Origin of the sequence: Nocardioides sp. R-C-SC26, from assembly GCF_021246465.1 — a bacterium.
Lineage (GTDB): Bacteria > Actinomycetota > Actinomycetes > Propionibacteriales > Nocardioidaceae > Nocardioides.
Genome location: NZ_JAHRHK010000006.1, coordinates 111,088 through 130,835, shown reverse-complemented (window position 1 = coordinate 130,835; position 19,748 = coordinate 111,088). Strand labels below are relative to the sequence as shown.

Below are 19,748 nucleotides of genomic sequence, written 5' to 3'. Positions count from 1 at the left end.
CGGTAAAGGTAACAACGCGAAGAGCACGACGGTCGGCAGCACGAGAAACACGACAGGCACCAGCATCAGCACCTCGCGACGAGCCGCCGACTCGATCAGGGAGCGTCTGCTCGACTCCCGGACGTCGGCGGCCTGGGCGTGCAGGACGTCGGTGATCGGCGTGCCGCGTTCCACCGCGACGGCGAGCCCGTGGGCGAAGCGCGCGAGCACGGGCAGCCCGGTGCGGTGGGCGAGGGCGTCGAGTGCGCTGGTGATCGGCGTTCCGGTGCGGACGGCGGCCAGCACCCCGGCCAGCTCCTGGGCGAGATCACCCGTGCTCCGCCGCACGACCCGGTCCAGCGCCGCCACCGTCGTCTCGCCGGCCGCGACCGAGAGCGCCATCAGCTCGGCGAGCGCAGGAAGCTCCTCGGCGATGCGCTGCTCGCGCCGCCGTACCTGGGAGGTCAGCCAGGTGTCGCGCGCCACCACGCCGGTGGCGGCTGATGCCGCGACCAGCAGCAGGGCCAGCACCGGTGAGACCGGCGTCGCCACGGAGCGGAGCACGACCAGGGCCGCCACAGCGCCCACCCCGCACAGCCCCCAGATCACCTGTTCGACACGGAAGTCGGCGCGGGTCAGCGAGCCGCCGAGACGCGCGAGGCGACGGTCGATCGACAGGTTGCCCCCGAGCGTCCGCTCGACCAGGCCGCCAGCCACCTGAAGGCGACCACGCCACCACGCCGACCTTCCCGGCTGACCGAGAGCCGGGGCCGGTCGCGACGCGCGCAGCTCCGGCACATAGGGCAGGACACGATCGGCGAGCGGCGGACGCCGGATGACCGCGACGCGGGCCACCACCAGCCACGCTGCCGCGCTCGTCGTCAGACCGAGCAGGGCACCCCAGGCCGCGGGTGTCATGTCAGCACCCGCCGTTCCTCGGGGAGTCGGCCGATCCGCAACATCGTCCGGTAGGCGAGGACACAGAGCGCCGCGCCGACGGCGAGCACGATCGCTCCGGCCGGGCTCTGGTACCGCGCGACGACCTCGCGCTGGCCCGACATCAGCAGCAGCACCACCCATGGCGCCGCGACGGCGAGGCGCGCGCTCGCCACCGCCCAGGACTGGCGCGCCTCGAGCTCGGCGCGCGTGCGCAGGTCGTCGCGCAGGTAGCCGGAGAGGTTGCGCAGGAGCCGGCCCAGCTCGCTCCCGCCGACCTCCCGCGCGATCCGCAGCCCCTCGACGACGCGGTCCCCCACGCCGTCGGCGAGGCGCAGCTTGAGTCGGTCCAGGGAGTCCTCGAAGCGCCCGGTCGCCTGGTAGTCGGCAGCGAAGGCGGCGAACGCCGGGCGCAGCTGCTCGGGCCCGCGATCCGCGAGGCCCGCCAGCGCCTCCGGCAGCGCCAGACCCGCCCGCACCGCCGAGGCGAGGTTGTCGACGGCGTCCGGCCAGACCTCGGCGAGCTCGCGACGACGTCGGCGCGCGCGGCCTGCGAGCACGGCGATCGGGAGACCTGCGGCCAGGAGAGCGAAGGTGGCGGCGATCGTCGGCGTCGCCGTCAGCACCAGGACGACGGCTCCAGCAGCGAGGGCGGACGCCGCACCGGCAACGACGACTCCGGCTGGGCTCGACGTCGACGAACCGGACTCGGCGAGCAGCCGGGCGAGTCGCCCATGGTCGCGAGCGCGTGCTCCCACGCCCGTCTCGGCGACCTCGCGCGGCACGGCGAAAGCTGAGAACACGAGCACCAGCCCGAGTCCCACACCGAGTCCGACGACGACCCCCATCAGCCTGCTCGCTCCCAGGCGGGTGGTTCCGGCGCGGCGTCATGCCTGGTCGCGACCGGTGTCGTCGTCCCGTTGAGCAGCGCATGGACATCGACGCCGAGTCGCTCGAACCTCTCGGGACGCGGTGCCATGCCGGGCGTCCGAGCGAGCTCGGCGCCCCGCCGGATGAAGAGCGGCTCGACCTCGATGACGTCGTGCTCGACGCGCCCTGGCACGGCGACGATCTCGTCGACGCGGCGCACACCCTGCCGGTCGAGCCCGAGATGGACGACCAGGTCGACGGACGCGGCGACGGTCGGCACGACGAAGGACGAGCTGATGTTCTCGCCCGCGAGCAGCGGCAGCGTGGAGAGTTTCATCAGCGCCTCCCGGGCGCTGTTCGCGTGGATGCTGCCCATGCCGGCGAGGCCGGAGTTCAGCGCGAGCAGGAGGTCCAGCGCCTCGGCACCTCGCACCTCGCCCACGATGATGCGGTTGGGCCGCATCCGCAGCGACTCCTTGACCAGGTCGCGCAGGGCGATCTCGCCGGTGCCCTCGAGACCTGCCTGACGGGTCTGGAGAGCGACCCAGTCGGGGTGGTGCGGCACCTGGAGCTCGTAGACCTCCTCGGCGCTGACGACACGCTCGCCGCCGGGGATCGCGCCGGCCAGGCAGTTCAACATGGTCGTCTTGCCGGCCTGCGTGGCACCGCTGACCATGACCGTCAGCCCGGCCCGCACACTGGCGTCGAGGAAGGCCGCCGCCCGTGTACTGAGGCTGCCGCGCGACACGAGCTCGTCGAGGCGATGCGCACGCAGCACGAACTTGCGGATGTTGATCGCCGTGAAGCCGCGGCTGATGCCTTGGAGCACCACATGCAACCGGTGCCCGCCCGGCAGTGCGGCGTCCACGAACGGGCTGCTGACGTCGAGGCGTCGCCCGGACGCCGTCAGCATCCGCTCGACCAGCTCGGTCACCTGCGACTCGGTGAGCATCAGGGACGTGAGCTCGTGGCGACCGTTGCGAGCGACGAACACCCGGCTAGGGTCGTTGACCCAGACCTCCTCGATCGTCGGGTCGTCCAGCAGGGGCTGCAGGGGACCGAAGCCGGCGACCCGCGCCATCAGCTCGGCCGCGGCGACGTTCGCGTCACCCAGCGGCGTCACCGCACCGGTCAGGCTCCGCGCGTCGTGGGCCGCGACCGTCTCCTCCACGATCCGGCGCACCACCGCGCCGTCCCGCTGCGGGTCGATCCCCTGCTCGCGCACGGCGGCGCGCACCGACACGTCGAGTGCCTGCAACGCCTCCGTCTGAGCGTGCGACATCACCACCGGCGACCCCTTTCCCGAGTTGGGTCTGAGATCGAACGTAAGCGAGATCGGCCTGCCGGCTCCACCTCGATCCACCGATCACGGCGAATCTGTGGAAGTTGGTGGCTCGTGTGGTCAGTGAGGCGGCTCTCCGCGGACGGAGTGCGCCGACCGGGTCAGGCTCCTTCGAGCCGGAAGCCGACGCCGCGGACGGCGACGACCTTCTCGCCGACCTGGGCGGCTTCGAGCTTCTGACGCAACCGGCCGACGGTGACGTCGAGCGTCTTGGTCGAGCCGTACCAGTTCTCGTCCCACACGTCGGCCATCAGCCGGCCGCGGGAGACGACCTTGTCCTTGTGCGCGGCCAGGATGGTGAGGAGATCGAACTCCTTGCCGGTGAGGGCGAGCTCGGTCTCGCCGTTGAACACCCGGCGCGCGTCGACGTCGATGCGCAGCCCGGCCTCGTCGCCCGACCGGTACGGCTCGCGCTCGGCGGTCGCCCCGGTGCGGCGCAACAGGGCCCGCACCCGCGCGTGGAACTCGGCGAGACCGAACGGCTTGGCGAGGTAGTCGTCCGCGCCGTAGTCGAGCCCCACGACGCGGTCGAGCTCGCCGGCGCGCGCCGTCAGGATCATGATCGCGCCGTTGTAACCGCCCTCGCGGGCCTGCCGGCAGACGTCAAGTCCGTCGACGTCGGGCAGGCCGAGGTCGAGGATGACGATCTCGGGCGGGTCGGCCTCGGCGATCGCCGCGAGGGCCGCCGCGCCGGTCTCGACGTGACGGACGGAGAAGTCCTCGCGCTCCAGCGTCCGCACGAGGGGGAACGCGATGTCCTCCTCGTCCTCGACGACGAGAACCCGCTGACTCATGGCCCGCAGCATAGTGGGGCCCTCCCCCTCCCCGGCCCGCGCCGAGCCGACGCCGAGCCCGGCAGACGGGCTAGGCGGGTCGGACGGCGAACAGGTCGCCCAGGTCGGCGACGCGGTCGAGTACCTGCTCGTAGCGCAGCTGCTCCAGACCGAGGTCGTCGCTCGCGCCCTCCTCGACCTCGGCCCACGTGACCGGCGCGGCGACGAACGGGCGCTCGCGGCCCCGCAGCGAGTAGGGCGCCACCGTGGTCTTCGAGCCGGCATTCTGCGACCAGTCGAAGAACACCTTGCCGCCGCGCTTGGCCTTGGCCATCGTCGCCGTCACGGCCTTCGGGTGGGCGGCCTGCAGCTCCTCGGCCACCTCCTTGGCCAGGGCCGTGGACTCCTCCGGCGGCAGCCGCGAGGGCAGGTCGGCGTAGAGGTGCAGGCCCTTGCTGCCGCTGAGCACGGGGCGCGTCGTCAGGCCGCGCTCGGCCAGGGCGTCGCGCGCCCACAGGGCGGCCTCGCAGCACTCCGGCAGCCCCGCGGGCTCGCCGGGGTCGAGATCGACGACGATGCGGTCGGCGTTGCGTGGGCGCCCGTTGCGTCCGACCCGCCACTGGTGCACGTGCAGCTCCAGCGCGGCGAGGTTCGCCAGCCAGGTCAGCGTGGCGAGATCGTCGACCACGGGGAACACGAGGTGGTCGCCGTGACGGCTCTCGCCCCGCGACCCGCTCGTCGGCACCCGCGCCGTCCGCACCCACGACGGCGTTCCGGCCGGTGCGTTCTTCTCGAAGAAGCTGCCGCCCTCCACCCCGTGCGGCCAGCGGATCCGGGTCACGGCGCGGTCGCGCAGATGCGGCAGCAGGGTCGGCGCGATCCGCGCGTAGTAGTCGAGCACCTCGCCCTTGGTGGTGCCGGTGCGCGGGTAGAGCACCTTGTCGAGGTTGGTGAGCTTGAGGGTGCGGCCCTCGACGTCGACGTGGATCTCGCTCACGCCTCCTCCCCCGTCCGGTCTCCCAGCAGGCTCTCGGGGGTCAGGTCGGCGCGCACGCCCTGGAACGAGGGCTGGCGCAGTCGTTCGTAGCCCAGACCGTGGGTGTCGACGTCGACCACCAGCACCGGCTCCACCCACCGCGTGCCGACGGCGTCCGCGCGCGGCACCCCGTGCTCGCCGTCGGCGAACGGGCTGTCGGCGCGCTCCAGCCCGGCCACCAGCCCGGCCAGCACCCGGCCCTGCGCCGGCCCGATCCCGCTGCCCACCCGACCCCGGTAGTGGAGTCCGGACGGCGTCGGCTCGCCGACCAGCAGCGCGGCGAGGCGGTCGCGGGTGCCCTCCTGCGGGCGCCAGCCGCCGACGACGAACGAGCCGCGGTGCCGATGGGCGAACTTCAGCCAGTGCGCGGACCGCTCGCCGGGCCGGTAGCGGGAGTCGCGCCGCTTGCTCACGATCCCCTCCAGCCCCTGGGCACGGGTCGCGTCGAAGAGCATCGCGCCGTCGTCGTAGGCGGGCGGCACCTGCCAGGCGCCGCCGTCCAGCGCGTCGGTCAGCGCGCTCCGCCGGGTCTCGAGCGGTTGCCCGGTGAGGTCGCGGCCCCCGAGCCGCAGGACGTCGAAGACCATGAAGGTCACCGGCACCCGGGTCACGAGGCGTGCCACGGTCTGGGCGTTGCGCACGTGCACGCGCTCCTGCAGCACCCGGAAGTCGGGCACCCCGGCCGGATTCATCGCGATGATCTCGCCGTCGAACACCGCGTCGTGGAGTCGCGCGGGCCGACACGCCGGGTCGGTGACGTCGGGCCAGCTGAGGCTGACGTCGTTGCCGTTGCGGCTCACCAGCCGGGCGGAGCCGCCGTCGGCACCCCGTGCGGGCACCGACGCGAGCACACGCACGCCGTCCCACTTCACCTCGTGCGACCACTCCGCTCCGCCGGGCACGTGGTCGCCCTTGGTGGCGAGCATCGGCAGCAGCCGGGAGGGAGTGACAGGCATATCCGTCATCATGCCCGCATCGCTCCCCGCGCACCCTCCGCTCTGGCACGATCCCCCTGTGCCCGAGGACGTGACCCAGCTCAGCTATGCCGTGATCGGCGCCGGCCCCACGGGCCTCGCCGCGGCCCGCAACCTCCAGCGCCGCGACCTTCCGTGGTCCGGCTACGAGCTCGGACCCGACGTCGGCGGACTGTGGAACATCGATGCTCCGCGCAGCACCGTCTACGAGTCGGCCCACCTGATCTCCTCGCGGACGACGACGCAGTTCACCGAGTTCCCGATGGCCGAGGGCGTCGCCGACTACCCCAGCCATCGCGAGCTGGCCGCCTACTTCGGCGCCTTCGCCGACGAGTTCGACCTGCGCGCCGGCTACCGGTTCGACACCGAGGTGCTCGACGTGCGACGCGACGGCGACGCCTGGGCCGTCACGTCGCGCGGTCCGGACGGCACCGAGCGCGTCGAGCGCCACGCCGGAGTGCTGGTCGCCAACGGCACGCTGTCCGAGCCGAACGTGCCCACCTTCGCCGGCGACTTCTCCGGGGAGATCTGGCACACCAGCCGCTACAAGCGCGGCGAGCAGCTGGCCGGCAAGCGGGTGCTCATCGTCGGCGCCGGCAACTCCGGCTGCGACATCGCCGTGGACGCCGTCCACCACGCGGCGAGCGTCGACATCTCGGTGCGTCGCGGCTACCACTTCGTGCCGAAGTACGTGCTGGGCAAGCCCGCCGACACGCTCAACCAGGGCAGGCCGCTGCCGCCGAAGATCAAGCAGTTCATCGACTCCCGCGTGCTGAAGCTCTTCACCGGCGACCCGGTCAAGTTCGGGTTCCCCGCACCCGACCACGCGATCTATGAGTCCCACCCGATCGTGAACTCGCTGATCCTGCACCACCTCGGCCACGGCGACCTGTCGGTCAAGCCCGACATCGCCCGGATGGACGGCGAGGACGTCGTGTTCGTCGACGGCTCCCACGCCCCCTACGACGTGGTGCTGCTGGCCACGGGCTACTCGCTGCACTACCCGTTCCTCGACCCGGCTCTCCTCGCGTGGGACGGGCCCGGCTCGGGAGGATCGCCCGACCTCTACCTCAACGTCTTCGCCCGCGGCGAGGCCGCCCGCGGCCTCTTCGTGCTCGGCATGATCGAGGCGTCCGGCATCGGGTGGCAGGGCCGCTACGAGCAGGCCGAGATGGTGGCGGCCTACCTCGCCGCGTCACGCGAGGGCCGCCCCGTCGCTGCCTTCGAACGACGCATCGACGCCGACCACCCCGACCTCAGCGGCGGCTACCGCTACCTGGGCCTGGAGCGGATGAGCTACTACGTCAACAAGGACGCCTACCGCGGCGCCGTGCGCCGCGAGATCGCCGGACTGGCCGGGGCGTCCACGTGACGCCGATGCTCGCCGACGTCGACGAGATCCGGATCGCCTTCGACGAGGGATCGCTGACGACCCTGAAGATCGTGATCGGCGCGATCCTGTTCGGCGTCGCGCTCGACACCAAGATCGCCGACTTCGCCGCGGCGCTGCGCCGTCCGGGCGTGATCGCGATCGGCGTGCTCGCGCAGTTCATCGCACTGCCCGCGGTGACCTTCGGGCTCACCCTGTTGCTCGACGTCCGGGGCTCGGTGGCGCTCGGCATGATCCTGGTGGCCTGCTGCCCACCCGGCAACGTCTCCAACGTGCTCACCCACCGGGCCGGCGGCGACGTCGCGCTCTCGGTGTCGATGACGGCGGTCAGCAACCTGCTGGCGATCTTCCTGATGCCGCTCAACGTCGCCTTCTGGGGCGGCCTGCACCCGACCGGGGAGGCGCTGCTCGAGAAGATCGACCTCTCCGCGGTCGAGATGCTGGTCGAGGTCGGGCTCGTCATCGGGGTGCCGTTCGTCGCGGGCGTCACCATCGCCCGGGTCTGGCCCGCGTTCGCCGCCCGCGCACACAGCGTCGTCGGCCCGGTCTCGTTCCTGGCGCTCGCCGCCGTGATCGGCATCGGCATCGCCAACAACTGGTCGATCTTCCTCGACTACGTCGGCATCGTGCTGCTGGCCGTTCTCCTGCACGACGCCGTCGCGCTCGGACTCGGCTACACGATCGGCCGTGCCAGCCGCCTCCCGCAACGCAGCGTGCAGGCGATGACCTTCGAGGTCGGCGTCCGCAACGCGGGCCTCGGCCTCCTGCTGGTCTTCACCTACTTCGACGGCCTCGGCGGGATGGCGCTGGTCGCCGCCTTCTGGGGCATCTGGGACATCATCGCCGGGCTGGCGCTCGCCCAGTGGTGGGCGGTGCGCACGCGCCGCGCCGGCGCCGGCGCGGACCGAGCAGCCATCGGAGGCACCGCATGAAGATCCTGGTCACCGGAGGCAGCGGCTTCCTCGGCACGGCCGCCGTCCGACGGCTCACGGCCGCCGGGCACGACGTCGTCGTCGCCGACCTGCGTGAGCCCGAGGCTCTGCCCGACGGCGCCACCTGGGCGCGGTTCGACGTCACCGACGCCGACCTGGTCGACGCCGTCGTGGCGAGCAGCCGACCGGAGGTGGTGGTGCACCTCGCGTCGATCGTGACGCCCGGCAAGGGCTCGAATCGCGACCTGGAGTTCGCCGTCGACGTCACCGGCACCCACCACGTCGTCCAGGCCTGCCTGGCGCACGGGGTGCGTCGCATCGTGGTGTCCTCCAGCGGCGCCGCCTACGGCTACCACCGCGACAACCCGCCCTGGCTCCGCGAGGGCGACCCGGTGCGCGGCAACGAGGAGTTCGCCTACTCCCACCACAAGCGGCTGGTCGAGGAGTCGCTGGCCGACATCGCCGAACGGCACCCCCACCTGGAGCAGGCGGTGCTGCGGATCGGTACGATCCTCGGCGAGAGCGTCGACAACCAGATCACCGCGCTCTTCGACTGGCCGTTCCTGCTCAAGGTCGGCGGAGCGGACTCGCCGTTCGTGTTCATCTGGGACGAGGACGTCGCGGCGATCATCGAACGGGCCGCGACCGGCCCCGCCGACGCCGTGTGCGGGCCGACCAACGTCGCCGGGGACGGCGCGATGACGATCGACGAGATCGCCGCCGCGTTGGGCAAGCGCGCCGTCTCGGTGCCGACCCGGCTGCTGCAGGGCGTGCTCGCCGTCCTCAAGCCGGTGGGGCTGGTGGCCTACGGCCCGGAGCAGACCCGGTTCCTCCAGTTCCGCCCGGTGCTCGCCAACGACCGACTGCGCACCACGTTCGGCTACACGCCCGCCAAGACCAGTCGCGAGGCGTTCGAGGCCTGGCGTGCCGCCCGGGCGCTACGCAGCTCGGAGTAGTGGCCCGATGACTCGTCGTATCACGTCGGCGCTCGTGGCGCTCGGCCTCAGCCTGACCCTGAGCGTCGGGACGGCTGTGGCAGCACCGGCGCGCGCCGACGTCCGGCCGATACCGCCGCACCCGGCTGGTTACGGCTTCACCGAGGGCGCGACGTTCCTCGACCTCTCCCCCAACGCGCTCCGCCGCGAGCTCGACGCGGTGGCCCAGACCCACGGCCGGTGGCTGCGCGTGCTGGTCGCCTGGAACGAGATCGAGCCCCGCCCCGGCGTCTTCCGGTGGGCGACGCTGGATCGGATCGTGCGCGAGGCACGCGCGCGCAGGATCGCCATCCTGTTCAACGTGGGGGGAACCCCGGTCTGGGCCGGAGGTCTTCCCTTCTTCACCGCGCCCCCGATCGACGCCGCCGACCTCGGCCGCTTCATGGGCACCCTCGCCCAGCGCTACCGCGGTACGCACTACGAGATCTGGAACGAGCCGAACCTGCCGCTGTTCTTCGGGCTGATCAGCCCCTCGGCGCTGCTGCTGGACCGGTACGTGCCGCTGCTGCGCGCATCAGCCCAGGCGATCCGGCGAGTCGTGCCGCACGCCACGATCCTCGCCGCCGGGGTCTCACGCGGCCAGGACGGCCCCCTCAGCATGAGCCCGCCGACGTTCGTCCAGGGTCTCTACGACCGCGGCGCCGACCGCTGGTTCGACGCGGTGGCACTCCACCCCTACCTCTTCAACGACGGCGTCAGCCAGACCTACGGTCCGGGCCGCGACGGCATCGCCGCCGACCCCGACCAAGCCTGGTCCGACGTCGCCCGCGTGCGGCGGATCATGCTGGCCGAGGGCGACCGGGCCAAGCCGATCTGGTTCACCGAGGTCGGCGCGCCGACGTCGACACCGGGCGGCGTGAGCCCCGCGCGTCAGCTCGGTCTGCTGCGAGAGCTCTTCGCCGCCAGCCGACCCCGCCGCTACATCGGGCCCATCCTGATCTACTCCATCCGCGACAACGGTCTGCTCCGCGCCGACCGGGAGCAGAACTTCGGCACGCTGCTCGACGCGCGGTGGCGTCCCAAGCCTGCCTTCGCCGCGCTGCGACGCAGATAGGGCGACGCCCGCCGCCCCTCCGAGGGTGACGCCACGACCCGCCAGCGCGCCATACTGGCCCGATGCGAGCGATCTGGAAGGGCGCCGTCTCCTTCGGCCTGGTCAGCGTGCCGGTCAAGCTGTACTCGGCCACCGAGAGCCACGACGTCTCCTTCCGGCAGGTGCACGCCTCCGACGGCGGGCGGATCAAGTACCAGCGGGTCTGCTCGATCGACGGCGAGGAGGTCGCCTACTCCGAGATCGCCAAGGGGTTCGAGACCGAGGACGGCGAGATGGTCGTCCTGACCGACGACGACCTCGCCGAACTGCCCTCGACGTCCTCGCGCGAGATCGCGGTGGAGAAGTTCGTGCCGGCCGACCAGATCGACCCGCTGCTCTTCGAGAAGAGCTACTACCTCGAGCCGGAGAAGACCGGCGCCAAGCCGTACGCGCTCCTGCGTCAGGCCCTGCTCGACGCCGACCGGATGGCCGTCGTCACGGTGGCGCTGCGCCAGCGCACCACCGTCGCGGTGCTGCGGGTGCGTGAGACCGACGCCGGCGATGTGATCGTGCTGCAGACCCTGATGTGGCCCGACGAGATCCGCACGCCCGACTTCTCCGTGAACCTCGAGGACATCGGCGAGGTGAAGGACTCCGAGGTCAAGATGGCCACGATGCTGGTCGAGACCCTCGCGGGCGACTTCGACCCCGCCGACTTCGAGGACGATTACGCCGACGCCGTGCACGCGCTGGTGAGGACCAAGATCGAGGGCGGGGAGATCCAGCGGACCCCGACGTCGACGAAGTCCTCCGGCGAGGTCGTCGACCTGTTGGCGGCCCTGCAGCGCTCGGTCGACGCCGCCAAGAAGGCACGCGGCGAGGACACCGACGCCGCACCGGCCGCGAAGACGACGTCGAAGAAGACCACCGCGAAGGCGCCGGCCACGAAGGCAGCGCCGAAGAAGACCGCCGCGAAGAAGGCGGCCGCCAAGAAGCCGGCGAAGAAGGCCGGCTGAGCTCAGGCGGTGGGCGGCTGACGCCGCTTCAACGCATCCGCGAGCGAGGCCACGGCGGTCTCGCTCGGCGACGCGGCAGCCTGGTTGGAGCTCTCGAGCTCGGCCAGCAGCTCGGCCCGGTTGACCGCCACCGAGCGCGGTGCGTCGATGCCGATCCGCACGACGTCGCCGCGCACGTCGAGCACCGTGACGGTGACGTCGTCGCCGATCACGACGCTCTCGCCGATACGGCGGCTCAGGACCAGCATGACGTCACGCTACCGGGCTCGGGCGCAGTTGCGCGGTTGCCGTTCGCTGTTCACGCCATCAACGGCGTCGTGATCGAGAGCGAGGAGTCGTCGAGGATCACCTGGGCCGCGCGCCGCGTCACGGTGTTCACCACGACCGGCGCCAGCAGGTTCGCGCTCGTGTCGGCGAGCGAGTCGCCGGCCGTGAGGATGACGAGCACCAGGACCTCCTCGGCGGAGGTGATCGCGAGATCGGTGACCGTGGCGTCGTCGATGACCGGCGCGTAGTCGGGGAAGAACGCCTGCGGCGGTACCACCAGGAAGCGCAGGTCGGCGTCCTCCACCGAACGCAACGCGCACAGCACGCCGTCGTCGTCGAGCTGCACGAGCGCGAACGATCGCGCCTCGGGGAAGCCGGGCAACGGGTGCACCAGCTCGATCACCGGGATGTCGGACGTCGCGGTGTCGGAGGCGGGCGCGTCGGGCGCGGTCATGGTTCTCCTCTGGGTCACGTCGGCGGGTCGCGCCTTCGTCGCGATCATCGCAGAAAGTCCACGAGGCTCGGCTGCATGACGCGCGCCGTCGAGGCGAGTGCGGCCTGGTAGGCGACCTCCTGCAGCTTCAGCTCCACCGTCGCCTTCGCCAGATCGGTGTTCTCGATCTCCGAGAGCGAGGCACTCAACGACACCACGGCGTCCTGCGCACTCTGCGAGGCCGCCTCCAGCTGGTTGAAGGAGGCACCGGCCTTGGTCTGGGTCGCGCTGATCGTGTCCAGGCGCCCCGACAGATCGCTGAGCGTGGCGCGCATCGCGGTCGCGTCGCCGGCACGCAGCGCGGCCGACAGCGCCGTCAGGTCGTCGAAGAGCGAGTCGCCGTTCGAGCCCATGACGTCGGTGCCCCCGACGTCGACGCGCACCTTCACGCCGTCGGCGACGGTGCGCATCACCTGCCCCGGCGTGCCCACGTAGGCACCGGTGCTGTCGAAGGCGACGTCGCCCGGCGTCACGCCGCCGAAGATCGGCCGGCCCAGGTAGGAGGTGTTCGCGGTGCCGATCAGCGACTGTCGCAGCTGGTCGACCTCGGTGGCGAGCGCGTCCCTCGCGGTCTGGTTCGTCGAGCCCGTGCTCGCTCCCTGCAGGCCGAGCTCGCGCGCACGCCGCACGCCGTCGGCCAGCGATCCGAGGGCGTTGTCGACCTGCCCCAGCCACCCGAGTCCGTCGGCGACGTTGCGGCTGTACTGCTCCTGCTCCGAGACCTTGGTGCGCAGTCGCATCGCCGCGGCCGCATCGGTCGGAGAGTCCGAGGCACGGTTGACCACGCGCCCGGTCGAGAGCTGCTCCTGCACCGACGCCAAGCGCGACAGGCTGGTCTGCAGCGAGGTCAGCGACCGGCTCGCCAGCATTCCCTGCGTCACCCGCATCCCGCTCATCGGGTCACCCCGGTGCGGTTGATCAGGGTGTCGAGCACCGAGTCGACGACCGTCATCACCCGGGCGGCCGCCTCGTAGGCGCGTTGGGCCGAGAGCATCGTGACCATCTCCTCATCCAGGCTGACGCCCGACAGCTGCTCACGGGCGTTGTCGACCTGCGCGGTGAGCAGCCGCTGCGTGGCGGCGAGCTGCTTGACCGAGGCGACCTGCGATCCGAATCCGGTGACCAGCCGGCGGTAGGACTCCTCCGCCGACCCCGCGGTGCCGAGCGCGGCGGCGTTGGAGCCGTCGACCGCGCCACCGGCGACCCCGGACGCCGCGACGGCGCTCGGGTCGGTGATGGCCACCGCCAGCGTGCCCGCGGCGTTGCCGGCGGTGTAGGTGAAGAACGGCTGGCCGGCGGTGCCCGTGCGGTCGTAACCGGCCTGGTGGACGGTGTTGACCTGGTCGGCGAGCCCGGCGACGACCGTCGAGAGGTCGGCCGCATAGCCCGGGAGCGTGGTGGTGAGCAGTTCCTCCGTCGCCCCGACGACCCCGGAGAGCCCCGCCGGCACCGTGGTGGTGGTCGGGCCCATCGTGATGGCGAACGTGACCGGTGCGCCGTCGGCGGCGCCTGCAGGTGTGACGCCCGAGGCGATGGCCAGCGTCCCGGCCTGGGAACCGGTCACCAGGGCGACGCCGTTCACGGTGACGTCGAAGCCGCCGTCCGCGCGCGCCGTCGCCGTACCTCCGGCGAGATCGGCCAGGCGCAGCGCCAACTGGTCGCGCTGATCGGCCAGGGAGCCGGTGTCGGCGCCGTCGAGCCGCGCCGTCGCGATGGCCCGGTTGGTGGCCGCCAGCTCGGCGGCCGTGGTGTTGACGTCGACGACGTGGCCCAGCAGCCGCAGACGCTGGTCGCCCATCTCCGCGTCGAGCGCGTTCGCCTGCGCGTTGACCGCGCTGGCCAGGGCCTGCCCGCGCGAGATCACCAGACCACGCGCGGCCTCGCTGTTCGGCGAGTTGGCCAGGTCGTGCCAGCTGCTGCGGAACGCCGTGATCGCGGCGGCGACACCGGCGTTGCCGGGCTCGCCGAAGCCGGACTCCACGCGTTGCAGCACGGCCGAGCGGGTGTCGAGGTAGGACTGCGCGCCGTGCTCGCGGCGAGCGCGCGCGTCGAGATAGGGATCAGCCATCCGGTCGATCGAGCCGACCCGTACGCCCGAGCCGACGCCGCCTTCGGCGCCGGGCACGCGCGACCACAGCGCCGGAACCGCCGAGGAGCCAATCGACTCCCCGACCGCGCGACGTCGTACGTAGCCGTCGGTGCCGGCGTTCGCGACGTTGTTGCTCGCGACGTCCATCACCACGCGGTTGTACTGCAGCGCACTCAGCGCCGTGTTGAGTCCAGAGAGCGAACCGGCCATGGCGAGACTCAGATGCTCCGGTCGAGCAGCCGCGACGCGGTCGGCGCGGCGACCGCGCTGCCGTCGGGGCTGTAGGCGTGCGGCGCGGGGTCGCCGAGCGCCATCAGGGTCTCGCGCGCCGAGCGGTATCCGCTGGTGATCAGGTCGCGATTGGCATCGGCCAGCTCCATGATCCGGCGCGTGGTGGACTCGAAGGCCTCACGGTGGTCGGCGAGCACGGTGCTCCACGGTTCGGGACTCGCGGCGGCGAGCTCGCTCAGCGCCGGGTTGGGCGCCAGACCCAGCTGCTCGGCGGCGAGGTCGGCGGCGACGGCGCGCAGGACCTCGGTCTCGCGCAACTGCTGCAGCGTCGCCTCGACGTCGCGCGCCGCACGCATGAGGTGGTTGGTCCGTCCCGAGGCGAGCACGAGCTGCTCGACCTCCAGGCGGAACAGCAGGTCGTCGAGGAGCTCACGCTCCTGCCAGAGCACGAGTGACAGTTTCTCCACGAGATCCACTCCTGACTCGGATCGATGACGGGTTGGTGGGGAGGTGACGAGCCGATGCTGGCTGCAGCGGACGCAGAGGGTCACGCAGTCCATCGCCCTCCACGCGGCCCACCTGAGGGGTCGGAGCACGCCGAACCCATCCCGTCGTCGACATACCGTCGGTAGGGGACTAGGCCCGTGACTAGGCCCCGCGAATCGTTCGGTCGGACCTGCGTCGAAGGTCTCCCCAGCCAGGGGGTGGCGAGTACAGACTTCCCTCGACGCCGGGCTTCAGGGGGGAGACCGGCAGACGGATTCAAAGGGGGCGCATCATGGGCGCGTCGAAGGAAACTCTCGAGGAGCTCGTCCGGCAGCACATGGGCCTGGTCGGTCACATCGTCCGCGAGACCATGGGCCGGGTACCGGCCCACGTGAACCGCGACGACCTGCAGTCCGCTGGTCTGTTCGCGCTCGTCAAGGCCGCGCAGGCGTTCGAGGAGGACCGGGGCGTCCCGTTCACCCGGTACGCCGCCAGCCGCGTGCGGGGCGCGATTCTCGACGAGCTGCGCGGCATCGACTGGGCATCGCGCTCGGTGCGACGTCGGGCCCGCGACATCGATGCCGCCCGCTCCACCCTCGCCTCGTCGCTCGGCCGTGTCGCCGACAACGCCGAGGTCGCGCAGAACCTGGGGATCAGTCTTTCGGAGGTGGAGAGCAACGACTCCGACCTGGCCCGCGCCAACGTGCTCTCGCTCCAGGGCGGCACCGAGACCTCCTACGAGGACCTACTGGTCAGCGGCACGCCCACGCCCGAGGAGTCCGCGATGCACCGCGAGCGCCTGGACTACCTGGTCGACGCCATCGAGGAGCTCCCCGAGCGGATGCGCGTCGTCGTCCAGGAGTACTTCCTCGGCGAGCGGCCCATGGCCGAGATCGCCGAGACGCTCGGCGTCACCGAGTCACGGGTCTCCCAGATCCGCGCCGAGGCGCTGGTCATGCTGCGCGACGCCATGAACTCCGCGCTCGACCCCGAGCTCGTCACCCCGCACGTGCGCCCCGACGGCTGCGCGGCGCAGCGTCGCATGGCCTACTTCCAGTCCGTCGCGACCCGCCACGCCGAGCGCCGCGCGCCGCGCCTGCACTCCGCCTGAGCTCCCGGCCTCGCCCACCTCGACCACCAGTGGTCGAGGTGCACGAGCGCCGACGAGAGCCTCGGGCCCCGTCGCCAGAAGAACTTCTCGGAATCGTCTCAACCCGCATCGACCGCGACCGATGAGACCGCTGAGCCCATGGACGGGCTCGAGCCAGGACTCACCAAGGAGGGAACCATCATGGGTCTTCGCATCAACACGAACACCGACGCTTTCAACTCGTACCGCAACCTGTCCGTCACCCAGGGACAGATGTCGAAGTCGTTGGAGAAGCTGTCGAGCGGCTTCCGGATCAACCGGGCCGCCGACGACGCCGCCGGCCTCGCCATCTCCGAGGGCCTGCGCTCGCAGGTCGGCGGTCTGAAGGTCGCGGTCCGCAACGCGCAGGACGGCATCTCCGTCGTCCAGACCGCTGAGGGTGCGCTCACCGAGGTTCACTCGATCCTCCAGCGCATGCGTGACCTCGCCGTCCAGGCGGGTAACGACACCAACAGCAGCGACGCCCGCGCGGCGATCGGCACGGAGGTCACCCAGCTGCGCGACGAGCTCAGCCGGATCGCCGGATCGACCAACTTCAACGGCACCAAGCTGCTGGACGGCTCCGCCAACACCCTGCAGTTCCAGGTGGGCGCGGGCTCGAACGCCTCGAACGACGTCATCTCGTTCAACTTCGACACCGCCGACGTCTCCGCGGTCTCCGCCGCTCTGACGACCGGTGGCGGCAACGAGTACGCCGTGGTCACCCCGACGGCGGTCACCGGCAACTGGACGTTCACCACCACGGGCGTCGCGGCCACGTCGACGGTCGCGATGGGCGCTGCCGGCAGCCTCACCAGCGTGCAGCAGGTCGCCGACAAGCTCAACGGCGACAGCGGTTTCTCCGCCAACTTCCGGGCGACGGTCAACCAGGACAACGAGCTGGTCGTCAACGCCACCAACGGCGGCACCCTCGCCGTGACGGCGCCCGGCACCGGCGGCGCGGCCGGTACGGCCGTGACCGGCGGCATCCAGTTCAACACCGCCGCCAACGCTCGCAACGCGATCGACGCCATCGACGTCCAGATCAAGAACATCTCGACGGCGCGCGCCAACCTCGGTGCCGTCCAGAACCGTTTCGAGCACACCATCAACAACCTCAACGTGGCCGTGGAGAACCTCTCGGCCTCCGAGAGCCGGATCCGCGACACCGACATGGCCCAGGAGATGATGAGCTTCACGCGCTCGCAGATCCTGTCCCAGGCCGGCACCGCGATGCTCGCGCAGGCCACCTCGGCCCCGCAGAGCGTGCTGTCGCTGCCCCGCGGCTGATCGCGGCCACCACCCGGCCACCATCTCGGCGCCACGTGGCGCGGACCACCCGTCCGCGCCACGTGGTACCGCAGATTTCGTCCCGATCCAGCTCTGAGAAGAGGAGGGCCCGATGGCCGCCAGCATCAGCGGGCTCGCCAGCGGGTTGGACAGCGCCACCATCATCACCCAGCTCATGCAGCTGGAGGCCGCGCCCCAGACCCGGCTCGAATCCCGCGTCACCACCGAACAGTCCGTCGTCACCGCACTGCAGTCGCTCAACACCAAGGTGGCGCTGCTGCGCAGCAAGTCCGAGGCACTGGCCAAGGAGGCCGCCTGGTCACCGGTCACCGCGACCTCGTCGCACGCCTCGATCTCGGTCAAGACCGGGGCCGGCGCCGGACCGACGAACCTCTCGGTCACCGTCACCAGCGTGGCGCAGACCCACCGCGTCGGGTTCAACGACGCCGCGGCTCTGACCGACGTCGTGACCGGTGGATCGACCACCGTGCGCCTCGACCGCTTCGACGGCAGTCCCGTCGAGCTCGACACCGGCGACGGGACGCTCGCGGGCCTCGTCGCCGCGATCAACGATCCAGAGAACGCCACCGGACTGCGCGCGAGCGCGGTCAAGGTCGCCGACGGCTCCTACCGACTCCTCGTCGAGTCCGTCGCCACGGGCGCTGCCCAGGACTTCGAGCTGACGGCGCAGAACGGCGATCCGCTTCTCGGCGGCGGCACCGTGCGCGCCGGCACCGACGCGGCCATCGACCTGGGCTCGGGCATCACGGCCTCGTCGTCCTCGAACACCTTCACCGATCTCGTGCCGGGCATCTCGATCACCCTGGCCGCGACCACCACGATCGGGACGACGTCCTCGGTCAGCGTCGCGCGCGACACCACCTCGCTCGCGGCCTCCGTGCAGGGCCTGGTCTCCGACCTCAACGCGCTGCTCACCGACATCGACACCCAGTCGGCCTACAACGCCACGACGAAGAAGGCCGGCACCCTGACCGGCGACGCGACCGTGCGGTCGCTGCGCTCGGCGCTGCTGGACGCCGTCTACCCCGGTGACGGTTCATCGATGGCGGGCCTGGGCATCCAGGTCACACGCGAGGGCAAGGTGCAGTTCGACCAGACGGCGTTCAGCCAGGCCTATGCCGCGGACCCGGTCGGGGTGGCCGAACGCTTCACCACGTCCGGCAACGGCTTCGCCGACCGCGTCGCCAAGGTCGCCAAGGGCGCCAGCGACGCGACCGAGGGAACGCTGACGTCCGCGATCACCGGGCGTCGCGCCGGCATCACGCGCCTTCAGGACTCCATCGAGGACTGGGACCGCCGGCTCGAGTTGCGCCGCACCACCCTGGAGCGGCAGTTCACCGCGCTGGAGACGGCGTTGAGCACGATGTCGAACCAGTCGTCATGGCTCACCGGTCAGCTCGCGTCGCTGCCGTCCAACAACCAGTAGAGCCTCGCCCAACGCCTCAGAACGGGCGACCGACGGCCGATCTGATCGCCATGGGGAGCACGCCGCACGGATGCGGAACTCCACTCCCCTGGATCCCGAGCACCGCCCAGCGCAGGCCGGGATCGTTCTCGGATCGCCCGGGCAGCACACAGGGAATCACCAGGGAAGCTAAGGAAGGCACCCCATGACCCAGAACCCGTTCACCAACGGCACCGGCGCCAGCGGCGCTCGCAGCGCCTACCTCGACGCCTCGATCGCGACGGCCAGCCCCGCTCGCCTCCTCGTCATGCTCTTCGAGCGACTCGTGCTCGATGTCACCCGCGCCGTGGACTCCCAGCGCGCCGGCGACGTCCAGGAGGCGCACCGTCAGCTCGTGCACGCCCAGGACATCGTGCTGGAGCTGCGCGCGAGCCTGCAGGTGGAGTCGTGGGAGGGCGGGGTCGGCCTCGCCTCGATCTACGACTTCCTGCACACCCAGCTGGTCCGGGCCAACATCCGCAAGGATCTCGCTCTCACCGAGGCCTGCCTCGGTCTGGTGACCGACCTCGCCCAGACCTGGCGTGAGGCGGCCCTCCAGACGGCGAACGTGGCGTGAGGTCCGCGGTGCTCACCGCGCGCCAGACCCCCTGCTCGCCCGTCGCCTCCGGCACCTCCGGTCTCATGGGAGACGACCTCGATCCCCACACGCCGTACGCGGCCTGGGAGGTCACCCTGGACCGGCTCGAGCTGGACGTGATGCGCGTGGAGCGAGGGCTCGCCAACAACTCCGTGGTCGCCTGCGACCCCTGGGACGTGCCGGCCGACTACGGCCCGATCCCGCAGGGCCTCCAGGAGCGGGCGCAGCAGCTGCTGGCCCGGCAACGCGACTGCATGACCACGATGGCCGAGGTGCTCACCGCCGTCGGCCGCCAGCAGGCGGTCGTCGATGCCGTGGGTCAGGCCACCAGCACGCACGGCATCACGCCCGTGTACGTCGAGCGGTACATCTGAGGTCGCCTCCCCCCAGGACACCGAGGAGACGTCCGCTCGTCCTCCCCGTC

General features: G+C 71.5%; 20 protein-coding genes and 1 pseudogene. 10 read left to right on the top strand and 11 right to left on the bottom strand.

The genetic code is table 11. From position 1 onward, the window contains the following. Nucleotides 1–24 precede the first annotated feature (24 nt). The 6 genes and pseudogenes from KSO97_RS07605 to ligD (KSO97_RS07580) all read right to left on the bottom strand — a co-directional run. Nucleotides 25–381 (bottom strand): annotated as a pseudogene (locus KSO97_RS07605) (type II secretion system F family protein); the annotation flags it as partial. Nucleotides 382–893: 512 nt separating this feature from the next. Continuing rightward, nucleotides 894–1,763, bottom strand: coding sequence for a type II secretion system F family protein (locus KSO97_RS07600; protein WP_232677533.1), 870 nt, complete (start codon nt 1,761–1,763; stop codon nt 894–896). After that, nucleotides 1,763–3,067 carry a CpaF family protein gene (locus tag KSO97_RS07595; RefSeq protein WP_232677713.1) on the bottom strand — a complete coding sequence of 435 codons (1,305 nt, stop codon included), beginning with the start codon at nt 3,065–3,067 and terminating at the stop codon, nt 1,763–1,765. The genes KSO97_RS07600 and KSO97_RS07595 overlap by 1 nt, the downstream gene beginning before the upstream one ends. A 161-nt stretch (nt 3,068–3,228) precedes the next feature. Then, nucleotides 3,229–3,921: a response regulator transcription factor gene (locus KSO97_RS07590; protein WP_232677532.1), complete on the bottom strand. Its 693-nt coding sequence runs from the start codon at nt 3,919–3,921 to the stop codon at nt 3,229–3,231. A gap of 70 nt (nt 3,922–3,991) precedes the next feature. Further along, the gene (gene ligD, locus KSO97_RS07585) at nt 3,992–4,897 is read right to left on the bottom strand and encodes a non-homologous end-joining DNA ligase (RefSeq protein ID WP_232677530.1); all 906 of its coding nucleotides are present in this window, start codon (nt 4,895–4,897) and stop codon (nt 3,992–3,994) included. Next, on the bottom strand, nt 4,894–5,892 hold the full coding sequence (gene ligD, locus KSO97_RS07580; RefSeq protein ID WP_232677529.1) for a non-homologous end-joining DNA ligase: 999 nt from the start codon (nt 5,890–5,892) through the stop codon (nt 4,894–4,896). Before ligD (KSO97_RS07580) ends, ligD (KSO97_RS07585) begins: the two co-directional genes overlap by 4 nt. Before the next feature lie 58 nt (nt 5,893–5,950). Between ligD (KSO97_RS07580) and KSO97_RS07575 the strand changes: the two genes are divergently transcribed. From KSO97_RS07575 to KSO97_RS07555, 5 genes are all read left to right on the top strand, one after another. Further along, nucleotides 5,951–7,282 carry an NAD(P)/FAD-dependent oxidoreductase gene (locus KSO97_RS07575; protein WP_232677527.1) on the top strand — a complete coding sequence of 444 codons (1,332 nt, stop codon included), beginning with the start codon at nt 5,951–5,953 and terminating at the stop codon, nt 7,280–7,282. Between the two features lie 5 nt (nt 7,283–7,287). Then, on the top strand, nt 7,288–8,232 hold the full coding sequence (locus KSO97_RS07570; protein ID WP_232677524.1) for a bile acid:sodium symporter family protein: 945 nt from the start codon (nt 7,288–7,290) through the stop codon (nt 8,230–8,232). Next, nucleotides 8,229–9,188 carry an SDR family oxidoreductase gene (locus tag KSO97_RS07565; protein ID WP_232677523.1) on the top strand — a complete coding sequence of 320 codons (960 nt, stop codon included), beginning with the start codon at nt 8,229–8,231 and terminating at the stop codon, nt 9,186–9,188. Before KSO97_RS07570 ends, KSO97_RS07565 begins: the two co-directional genes overlap by 4 nt. A 7-nt stretch (nt 9,189–9,195) precedes the next feature. After that, nucleotides 9,196–10,281, top strand: a complete 1,086-nt coding sequence (locus KSO97_RS07560) for a beta-galactosidase (protein ID WP_232677522.1) — start codon at nt 9,196–9,198, stop codon at nt 10,279–10,281. Nucleotides 10,282–10,343: 62 nt separating this feature from the next. Then, nucleotides 10,344–11,276, top strand: coding sequence for a Ku protein (locus KSO97_RS07555; protein ID WP_232677519.1), 933 nt, complete (start codon nt 10,344–10,346; stop codon nt 11,274–11,276). Nucleotides 11,277–11,278: 2 nt separating this feature from the next. On the opposite strand, the gene csrA is transcribed toward KSO97_RS07555, so the two are convergent. From csrA to KSO97_RS07530, 5 genes are read right to left on the bottom strand one after another with little or no spacing between them, the layout of a single operon-like run. Next, complete coding sequence (csrA, locus tag KSO97_RS17875; protein ID WP_269782148.1) at nt 11,279–11,524, bottom strand: carbon storage regulator CsrA; 246 nt, start codon at nt 11,522–11,524, stop codon at nt 11,279–11,281. A gap of 50 nt (nt 11,525–11,574) precedes the next feature. Then, complete coding sequence (gene fliW, locus KSO97_RS07545; protein ID WP_232677518.1) at nt 11,575–11,997, bottom strand: flagellar assembly protein FliW; 423 nt, start codon at nt 11,995–11,997, stop codon at nt 11,575–11,577. Nucleotides 11,998–12,041: 44 nt separating this feature from the next. Further along, nucleotides 12,042–12,932 (bottom strand): flagellar hook-associated protein FlgL, encoded by an 891-nt coding sequence (gene flgL, locus KSO97_RS07540; RefSeq protein WP_232677517.1) that lies wholly within the window; start codon nt 12,930–12,932, stop codon nt 12,042–12,044. After that, a complete protein-coding gene (gene flgK, locus KSO97_RS07535; protein ID WP_232677516.1) occupies nt 12,929–14,335 on the bottom strand; it encodes a flagellar hook-associated protein FlgK in 1,407 nt (468 codons plus the stop codon). Before flgK ends, flgL begins: the two co-directional genes overlap by 4 nt. 8 nt (nt 14,336–14,343) lie before the next feature. Further along, nucleotides 14,344–14,823 (bottom strand): flagellar protein FlgN, encoded by a 480-nt coding sequence (locus tag KSO97_RS07530; RefSeq protein ID WP_232677514.1) that lies wholly within the window; start codon nt 14,821–14,823, stop codon nt 14,344–14,346. A 311-nt stretch (nt 14,824–15,134) separates the two neighbouring features. Between KSO97_RS07530 and KSO97_RS07525 the strand changes: the two genes are divergently transcribed. From KSO97_RS07525 to KSO97_RS07500, 5 genes are all read left to right on the top strand, one after another. Continuing rightward, nucleotides 15,135–15,953: a sigma-70 family RNA polymerase sigma factor gene (locus tag KSO97_RS07525; protein ID WP_232677512.1), complete on the top strand. Its 819-nt coding sequence runs from the start codon at nt 15,135–15,137 to the stop codon at nt 15,951–15,953. Nucleotides 15,954–16,133: 180 nt separating this feature from the next. After that, nucleotides 16,134–17,261, top strand: a complete 1,128-nt coding sequence (locus KSO97_RS17870) for a flagellin (protein ID WP_269782147.1) — start codon at nt 16,134–16,136, stop codon at nt 17,259–17,261. A gap of 112 nt (nt 17,262–17,373) precedes the next feature. After that, entirely contained in the window at nt 17,374–18,708 is a 1,335-nt protein-coding gene (gene fliD, locus KSO97_RS07510; RefSeq protein ID WP_232677510.1) for a flagellar filament capping protein FliD, read from the top strand. 184 nt (nt 18,709–18,892) lie between these two features. Continuing rightward, a complete protein-coding gene (gene fliS / locus KSO97_RS07505; protein WP_232677508.1) occupies nt 18,893–19,303 on the top strand; it encodes a flagellar export chaperone FliS in 411 nt (136 codons plus the stop codon). Beyond that, complete coding sequence (locus tag KSO97_RS07500) at nt 19,300–19,698, top strand: hypothetical protein (protein WP_232677506.1); 399 nt, start codon at nt 19,300–19,302, stop codon at nt 19,696–19,698. The genes fliS and KSO97_RS07500 overlap by 4 nt, the downstream gene beginning before the upstream one ends. The last annotated feature ends 50 nt before the right edge of the window (nt 19,699–19,748 follow it).